Origin of the sequence: Rhodopseudomonas sp. WA056, from assembly GCF_010906995.1 — a bacterium.
Taxonomy (GTDB): Bacteria; Pseudomonadota; Alphaproteobacteria; order Rhizobiales; family Xanthobacteraceae; genus Rhodopseudomonas; species Rhodopseudomonas palustris_G.
On record NZ_QPFS01000168.1, the window covers coordinates 1 to 8,231 of the forward strand.

8 protein-coding genes are annotated in these 8,231 nt (G+C 65.7%); 4 read left to right on the forward strand and 4 right to left on the reverse strand.

Translation table 11 applies throughout. From position 1 onward, the window contains the following. Positions 1 to 991: ATP-dependent helicase C-terminal domain-containing protein (locus tag DU475_RS22080; protein ID WP_283812109.1), on the forward strand; the 991-nt coding region annotated here is incomplete at its 5' end. A gap of 130 nt (positions 992 to 1,121) precedes the next feature. After that, the gene (locus DU475_RS22085; RefSeq protein WP_047308905.1) at positions 1,122 to 1,640 is read left to right on the forward strand and encodes a TIGR02281 family clan AA aspartic protease; all 519 of its coding nucleotides are present in this window, start codon (positions 1,122 to 1,124) and stop codon (positions 1,638 to 1,640) included. A 37-nt stretch (positions 1,641 to 1,677) separates the two neighbouring features. Here DU475_RS22085 and yddG read toward each other — a convergent pair whose 3' ends face one another. From yddG to DU475_RS22100, 3 genes are all read right to left on the reverse strand, one after another. Next, entirely contained in the window at positions 1,678 to 2,544 is an 867-nt protein-coding gene (yddG, locus tag DU475_RS22090) for an aromatic amino acid exporter YddG (RefSeq protein ID WP_142883827.1), read from the reverse strand. 76 nt (positions 2,545 to 2,620) lie between these two features. Next, on the reverse strand, positions 2,621 to 3,346 hold the full coding sequence (gene phbB, locus DU475_RS22095) for an acetoacetyl-CoA reductase (RefSeq protein ID WP_013500399.1): 726 nt from the start codon (positions 3,344 to 3,346) through the stop codon (positions 2,621 to 2,623). A 181-nt stretch (positions 3,347 to 3,527) separates the two neighbouring features. Beyond that, complete coding sequence (locus DU475_RS22100) at positions 3,528 to 4,706, reverse strand: acetyl-CoA C-acetyltransferase (protein ID WP_013500398.1); 1,179 nt, start codon at positions 4,704 to 4,706, stop codon at positions 3,528 to 3,530. A gap of 271 nt (positions 4,707 to 4,977) precedes the next feature. Between DU475_RS22100 and phaR the strand changes: the two genes are divergently transcribed. After that, positions 4,978 to 5,568 carry a polyhydroxyalkanoate synthesis repressor PhaR gene (phaR, locus tag DU475_RS22105; RefSeq protein WP_013500397.1) on the forward strand — a complete coding sequence of 197 codons (591 nt, stop codon included), beginning with the start codon at positions 4,978 to 4,980 and terminating at the stop codon, positions 5,566 to 5,568. Between the two features lie 256 nt (positions 5,569 to 5,824). Here phaR and DU475_RS22110 read toward each other — a convergent pair whose 3' ends face one another. Next, on the reverse strand, positions 5,825 to 7,570 hold the full coding sequence (locus DU475_RS22110) for an EAL domain-containing protein (RefSeq protein WP_164633338.1): 1,746 nt from the start codon (positions 7,568 to 7,570) through the stop codon (positions 5,825 to 5,827). A 238-nt stretch (positions 7,571 to 7,808) separates the two neighbouring features. Between DU475_RS22110 and DU475_RS22115 the strand changes: the two genes are divergently transcribed. Further along, positions 7,809 to 8,123 (forward strand): hypothetical protein, encoded by a 315-nt coding sequence (locus DU475_RS22115; RefSeq protein WP_142883829.1) that lies wholly within the window; start codon positions 7,809 to 7,811, stop codon positions 8,121 to 8,123. Positions 8,124 to 8,231: the final 108 nt, after the last annotated feature.

An 8,231-nucleotide genomic window follows, 5' to 3' on the forward strand; every position in this document is an offset into this window, starting at 1 on the left:
CCCCTCCCCGCAAGGGGGAGGGGAGCTAAGTACCGGCGTCCTCCTCGCTTTCGCCTTCCCCGATCGCGTCGCCAAGAACCGCGGCAATGGCAGCTTCACGCTCGCCAACGGCCGCGGCGCCGCGATCGAGCAGACCTCTGGGCTGGCGCGTGCGCCGTATCTGGCGGTCGGCGAACTCACCGGTACTGCGGCGCAGGGACGGATTCTGCTGGCTGCGCCGATCACGCTTTCCGAGATCGAGCTGCACTTCGGCGATCAGATCACCGATGCCGACGAGGTGAGTTTCGACCGCTCCGCGATGACGCTGCGGGCGCGCCGCCGCCGGGCGCTGCACGCCATCACGCTGTCCGAAGCGCCGCTGGCGCTGGCGCCGTCGGAGGGCACCGCCCGGGTGCTGGCCGATGGTTTGATTGCCGCCGGGCTCGACCGGCTGCCATGGTCGAAGCAGCTTCAGCAATGGCGCGGCCGGGTGATGTTCCTGCGCAAGGCCGAGGGCGAACCCTGGCCTGATTTGTCGGGTGCCGCCCTCGCCGACTCGCGGGAAGACTGGCTGGTGCCTGCGCTGTTCGACAAGACCGGGCTGAAGGATTTTTCCGCTTCCGACCTGTCCGACGCCCTGATGAACCTGCTGCCGTGGGAGCTGCGCGTCCGGCTCGACCGCGAGGCGCCGACGCATTTCGAGGCGCCCACCGGCTCGAAGCTGCCGATCGATTACGAGGCCGAACAGGGCCCGACCATCGCGGTGCGGCTGCAGGAATTGTTCGGCCTCACCGCCCATCCCTCGGTCGCCGGCGGCGCGGTGCCGCTGGTGCTGGAGCTGCTTTCGCCGGCGCATCGCCCGGTGCAGGTCACGCGCGACCTGCCCGGCTTCTGGCGCGGCTCTTACGCCGGCGTGCGGACCGATCTGCGCGGCCGCTATCCGCGCCATCCATGGCCGGAAGACCCGGCCTCGGCGCCGCCGACCCGCCGAGCCAAGCCGAAAGGCACCTGAGCCGGCGCCGGCATTAATCCTTCGCTTACCGTTTTGGCTAAAAACAGCCTGATGCATCGGGCGCCTCGGTCGCGCTCGGCATCCGCGCGTGATCCAATCGGCGCGGTGACGGACGGTGTGAGTAGGCGTCATGCGTAGCATTTTGATTTTCGCCGCGGCTCTCGTGGTGCTCGGCACCGTGATGGCCCAAATCGCCGACCGGATCGCTCCGGCCCCGGCGCAGGCGCACGCCGCGCCCCCCGGCACCATCGGCATGTTGGCCGCCTCCGACGGCGGTCGCCGCAACCTCAGCATCGCCCGCGATCCGCGCGGCCATTTCCGCACCGACGGACGAATCGACGGGCAGCGGCTGACCTTCATGGTCGACACCGGCGCATCTGCGGTGGCGTTGAACGAGAGCTCGGCGGCACGGTTCGGCCTGCGTCCGTCGCGCGGCGACTACACCACGCAGGTGTCGACGGCGAACGGCCAGGTCAAAGCCGCGCGCGCCCGGATCGCGATGCTCGACATCGGCGGACTGATCGTGCGCGACGTCGATGCGCTGGTGCTACCCGACGAGGCGCTGTCGGAAAATCTGCTCGGTCTGTCGTATCTGTCGCGGCTGAAGCGGTTCGCCTATGCGGACGGCCGGATGGTGCTCGAGCAATAGGCTCCCGGCAAACTCTACCGTTCCGGCGCAAGCACCCTCAGCCGCGTTTCAGCATGTCCTTGGCTGCCAGCAATCCGCCGCCGGCGATCAGCAGCGCCGCCACCGCGAGCGTCGCGGTCGGCCGGGCATAGCCGGCGACGATCAGAAAGGCGGTCGACAGCAGCGGCGTGGCGTAGGACGCAGCCCCGAGCACGCGAATGTCGCCGCGCTTCATGCCGATATCCCAGGCATAGAACGCAGCCCCCACCGGACCGATGCCGAGCGCCACGATCGCGACCCATTGCAGGGCAGTTTCCGGCCACGCCGTCGCTTCGATCAGCACATGGACCGCCGCGGCGAGCAGCGCAGTGACGAAGCAGAAACCGGCAACCGCATCGGTCGGCACCGCACTCAGCCGGCGCGACAGCACCGAATAGCTCGCCCAAACGAAAGCCGCGACGAAAGCGGCGGCGAGACCCGGCAGATAGGCCCGCTCGAGCGCCGCGCCGTTGCCGGTGAACAGCAGCACGGTACCGGCGAGCCCCAGCAGCGCACCGGCCAGGTGATGCGGCATCAGCCGCTCGCCCGGCAGCAGCGACGAGAACAGCACGATCAGCAGCGGCCACAGATAGTTCAGCAGCCCCGCCTCGGCCGGCGGCGCCAGCCGCAGCGCAACGAAATACAGCGCGTGATAGCCGAACAGACCGCCGACACCGACCGCCCACACCAGCGGCGGCTGGCGCAACGCGCGCACCGCCTGCGGCCGCGCGATCCATCCCACCGCTGCGGCAGCCGCACCGATCGCAAACGTCATCGCGGCGAGCTGGAATGGCGGAATGGTGCCGGTCGCGACCGTCATCACCGCGAGCAGCGACCACATCAGGATCGCCGACAGCCCGATCAGCGTGGCGACGCGCGGCGTCACTGCAGCGCTCCGCAGCTACGGCACATCGCGACGCCGCCGCAATCGCCCCGCACGACCACGGCCAACGCACCGCGCCTCACACCATGTATTGACCGCCGTTGATGGTCAGGGTCGATCCGGTGATGTAGCCGGCCTCGTCGCCGGCGAGGAACACCACCGCGCGCGCGATTTCCTCGGCTTCGCCGAGCCGGTTGCACGGGATCAGCGGCAGGATCGCTTTTTCCAGCACGTCCTTCGGCACCGCCTGCACCATCTCGGTGTTGATGTAGCCGGGACAGATCGCATTCACCGTGATGCCGCCGCGGGCATTCTCCAGCGCCAGCGCTTTGGTGAAACCGATGTCGCCGGCCTTCGCGGCCGAATAGTTGACCTGGCCGAACTGTCCCTTCTGACCGTTGATCGACGAGATGTTGACGATGCGGCCGAACTTGCGCGCACGCATGCCTTCGATCACCTGCCGAGTCATGTTGAACAGCGAGCCGAGATTGGTGTTGATCACCGCATTCCATTGCTCGAGCGTCATCTTGTGAAAGGCGCCGTCGCGGGTGATGCCGGCATTGTTGACCAGAATGTCGACCGGCCCGAGTTCGGCCTCGACCTTCTTGACGCCCTCGGCGCAGGCATCGAACGAACTCACGTCCCATTTAAATACCGGAATACCCGTCTCGTTCTTGAACTTCTCCGCGGCCGAATCGTTGCCGGCATAAGACGCAGCAACCTCATTGCCCGCCGCCTTCAACGCCTTGCTGATTGCTGCACCGATTCCACGCGTTCCCCCCGTCACCAACGCCACCCGCGCCATTGCAAAACTCCTCCCACAATTCCTTTTTTGTCTAGAACGCGATTGTGTCTTTTCGAATAAAAGGATGGCCGCTCGTGAACATCAAGCAAAAACGCCCGGCAATCTGCCGGGCGTTTGAACAATCGTTCTTGCACTGCAACTGATCAGTCCGTGTATCGCGACATCGTCGCGACACGCGCGATCAATCGCGCGCGAGGCACATCGCAATGCCCATGCCACCGCCGATGCAAAGCGTGGCAAGACCTTTCTTCGAATCGCGCTTCTGCATCTCGTGCAACAGCGTCACAAGGACGCGCGCGCCCGACGCACCGATCGGATGACCGATCGCGATCGCACCACCATTGACGTTAACCTTAGAAGTATCCCAGCCGAGATCCTTGTTCACCGCACAGGCCTGCGCCGCGAAGGCTTCGTTGGCTTCGATCAGATCGAGATCGCCGACCGACCAGCCGGCCTTCTTCAGCGCCGCACGCGACGCCGGAATCGGACCGCTACCCATGATCTTCGGATCGACGCCGGCCTGGCCCCACGACACGATTCGGGCCAGCGGCTTCTTGCCGAGCTTCTCGGCCTGCTTGGCGGTCATCAGCACCACCGCAGCGGCGCCGTCGTTGATGCCCGAAGCAGAACCGGCCGTCACGGTGCCGTCCTTCTCGAACGCCGGCTTCAGCTTGGCCATGGCTTCGATCGTGGCGCCGTGGCGCGGATACTCGTCGGTGTCGACCACGATGTCGCCCTTGCGGGTCTTGATCGTCACCGGCGCGATCTCGTCCTTGAACTTGCCGGCCTTCTGCGCAGCTTCGGCCTTCTGCTGCGAAGCGACGGCGAATTCGTCCTGCTGAGCGCGCGTGATCTGCCACTGCCGCGCAACGTTCTCGGCGGTGTTGCCCATGTGGTAACCGTTGAAGGCATCCCACAGGCCGTCCTTGAGCATGGTGTCGACCAGTTCGACCGCGCCCATTTTCACGCCGCCGCGCAAATATTGCGCATGCGGCGCCATGCTCATCGATTCCTGACCGCCCGCAACGACGATGTCGGAGTCACCATTCATCAACGCCTGGTAGCCGAGCGCGACCGAGCGAAGACCCGACCCGCAAAGCTGGTTGATGCCCCACGCCGGGCTTTCGACCGGAATACCGGCAGCGATCGACGCCTGCCGCGCCGGGTTCTGGCCCTGGCCGGCCGTCAAGATCTGCCCCATGATCACTTCAGAAACCTGCGCCGGATCGATGCCGCCGCGCTCCAGCGCGGCTTTGATCGCGACTGCGCCGAGCTCGTGCGCCGGGGTGGTGGCGAAGGCGCCGTTGAAACTTCCGACAGCGGTGCGAGCAGCGCTGACGATGACGACATCGTCCGACATGGACATCTCCTGGGCTTGGGTTTTTGACGGGCTCTTGGACGGCGGGGCCTGGGTTGGCGTGCCGGTGTCGGCGCACATCCTGTGAAGCCGGCGGCGGCGTGTCAATCCGGCACACGCATCTTGGTGCTGCGATGGCGCTAAATTCACCCTGGCCGGCGGCAACGCACAAAACGGTAGCCGAGGTGCATTGAAAGTGCTTACTTTATTGCATTGCGTCTCAGCCTGCTGTCGGGAGGCGGCGGGTTCCTTATCCTCCGTGTGTGTGGGTGACATGGCGAAATCAGACCAACCGACCACGATCAAAAAATACGCGAACCGGCGACTCTACAACACCGGCACCAGTACTTACGTGACCCTCGAAGATCTCGCCGCGATGGTGAAGAACGGTGAGGATTTCCTCGTCTACGACGCCAAGACCGGCGACGACATCACCCGCAGCGTGCTCGCGCAGATCATCTTCGAGCAAGAGAACAAGGCCGGGCAGAATCTTCTGCCGACCACCTTCCTTCGGCAACTCATCCGCTTCTACGGCGACAGCATGCAGATGGTGGTGCCGAAGTATCTGGAGCAATCGATCGATTCGCTGACGCGCGAGCAGGAAAAATTCCGCAAGCAGATGGCGTCGACCTTCAGCATGACGCCGTTCGCCCCGCTTGAGGAAACCGTCCGCCGCAACATGGAGCTGTTTCAGCAGACCTTCTCGATGTTCGTGCCGCGCAACCCGGGCCACGAATCGCCCGACGATGCACCGGCAGAAACAAGCGGCAGCGCGGACAGCATCGACGATCTGCGTCGGCAGATGAAAGAGATGCAGGACCGGCTGGAGCGGATGTCGCTCGAGCAGCCGAAGAAGGACGAATAGAGCGGTTCTGCGTTGATGGAATCGCGGCCGCGCTTCGACGCACTCGCTCACCACAGGCAGACCCTCGTGGTGGGGATGCGCGAAGCGCAGTCTCCAGCCATGCGCCGCAGCCGCTACGGCTGTTCCTCCTGCGGGCCGCCCGGCTTTGCCGAGCTTCTCGGAGCCTGAGCGATAATTGGTTCAGGCGCAGTGATCATTTCGTTAGTCGCGTGGTTCGTTCACCGCTGTCGTGACGGCCAGGCTCGTCCCGGCCATCTTACTGAGCGCCTTGACCGAGGGCGCTCGCGGCCGCCGCCCCGGCGGCGAGCGGCCACGGCCGCTGCTGCGACGCCAGGCCGATCAGCCGGCCTTGAATGTAATCGCAGCCCCAGTCGCACAGGAGCTGCGCGGAGTCTTCGTCCTGCACCCATTCGGCAACGGTCTTGATACCGAGCCGGCGCGCCAGATCGATCAGCGTCTGCACGAAAGCGCGGTCGTCGGCCGAGCGCGCGATGTTCTGCACGAAGGCGCCGTCGATCTTGACGATGTCGACGCCGAGCGCGCGCAGATTGCGGAACGAGGTGTAGCCGGCGCCGAAATCGTCGATCGCGATCTTGGCGCCGAGTGTCTTCAGCCGGTTGACGAAGCCGCGCACCTCGTCGAGGTCGGGGATCGCCACCGTCTCGGTGATCTCGACGATCAACCGTTCGGCGATACCAGGATGCGCCAGCATCAACGATTCGATTCCGGCCCACCAATCGGCATCGATCGTGGTGTCGGGCGAGATGTTGAGACTGAGGGTCACGCCCGGCGCTGCGGCGAGTTCGGCCACCACCAGTTCGAGCACGCGATGATCGACGAGACGGATCAGCCCGAGCCGCTCGGCCACCGGCACGATGTCGGGCGCAAGCAGAACCTGGCCGTCGTCGGTCTTCATCCGCACCAGGCATTCGTGGAATGCCGGCGCCCGCGACGCCGCCGCGACCACCGGCTCGTAGGCCAGCACGATGCGACGCTCGTTCAGCGCGGTGACGATCTCGTCGGTGACCCGGATGTTGACCCGGCGCTGGGTGTCGCGCTCGACATTCGGGCGCCACATCGAGAACGAACCGCTGCGCCGATGCTTGGCGGCGGCCAATGCCTCTTGGGCACGGTTGATGGCTTCATCCGCCGTGCGGGCGTGGCGCGGCGCACTCACCGCGCCGATCGAGGCGGTGATCGACACCGGGCCCGACTTGGTCGGCACGATTTCGTCGCGAACCCCGGCGAGAAACCGCTCGGCCGCGATATGGGCGTCGTCGACCGTGCAGTTCTTCAGCACCAGACCGAATTTGTTGCCAGAGAACCGGCCGAGCTGATCGCCGGACCGCAGCCGGCTGCGGATCCGGCCGGAGATGGTCGAAATCACCTCGTCGGCAACGTCGAAGCCGAACGAATCGTTGACGCGCGACAGATGGTCGAGACCGACCAGCATGAACGACAGGCTGGTGCGAAACCGTGACGCCTCCTCGATCGCCTCTGCCAGCGCGGCGATCAGATGGGTGCGGTTGAGTTCACCGGTGAGCGGATCATGTTGCGACAGTTTGAGGAGCTGCTCGTCGCGGGCGTGACGCTCGTTGTTGATGCGGACGATGCCCTCGACCCGCGCCGGCCGGCCATCCGCGCCTGCGAACCAGACCCCGGTCTCCTCGATCCAGCATACCGGCGCCGAGGTCGAGGCGCGGATGCCGTATTCAATCCGGTACGGTACGCAGCCGGGCCCGGCCGCGGCGGCGGCGTTGAGCAGCGCTTCGGACCGGACGGCACGGGACGGCTCCAGCATCGCCGCATAGCTCGCGCCGGTGGCCAGCGTTTCGGCCGGAATATCCTGAAACAGCTCGGCCATCCGGCCGGTCCAGTTCAGCGCATCCGAAGCAAGATCCCAGACAAAGGTGGCTTGGCCGAGCAGCGACAGCAGCGACGGATCAGACGCGGTCGCGGTCTGCGCGGTCGACGGGCGGGGCGCAGGAGCGACGGACGACACGACTGCCTCGTTTCGGGACGCTGTCAGGTGATTCTCCTGTGCAGGATAGGTCGGCCGACCCTCCACACGCTAGGTCGATAATATTAAGAAATTGGAAACCAATTCCGATTTCGGGACAGGAACGGAAGCCCCGGCCTCGGCATACTACTAGGCAAGCCTTCCGGCACACGACTTGCGACGACGCCGTCAGGACAGGGCGACCCGTCCCGAAACGAGACAAGTGAACGTGGGTGCGATTATGGCAAAGGTCTGGATCGAGGACGGAAGCGATCTCCACGGCGCCTCAGCGGAGCCGGATTGCGCCGAGGCCGAGCTGATCGAGCCTCTGCCGGTCCCGGTGACGCCGCCGCCGATGCGAACCCGCTACACCGACCGTCAGGTCCGGCCATCCTCGAACTTCGTGGCACAATTGATGGCGATCGACGGCGGTTATCCGCAGACCCGGGACTGCAATCGCGCCGAGCCCGGACAAGCCAACGCCGCCTATCGCTCGACCGGCGGTCACGCCTACGCGGCACCGTCGTCTGGCCTTCGCACCCAGCGAATGTCCTGATCGCCCCCGGTCGACGTCTCTCAACGCGCCGGCGACTTTTCCTCTGCCTTCCCCAATTCGGCCACAGCCAGCGACCCGGCGGCCTTCCCCGGCCCGGGGGCACCCAGC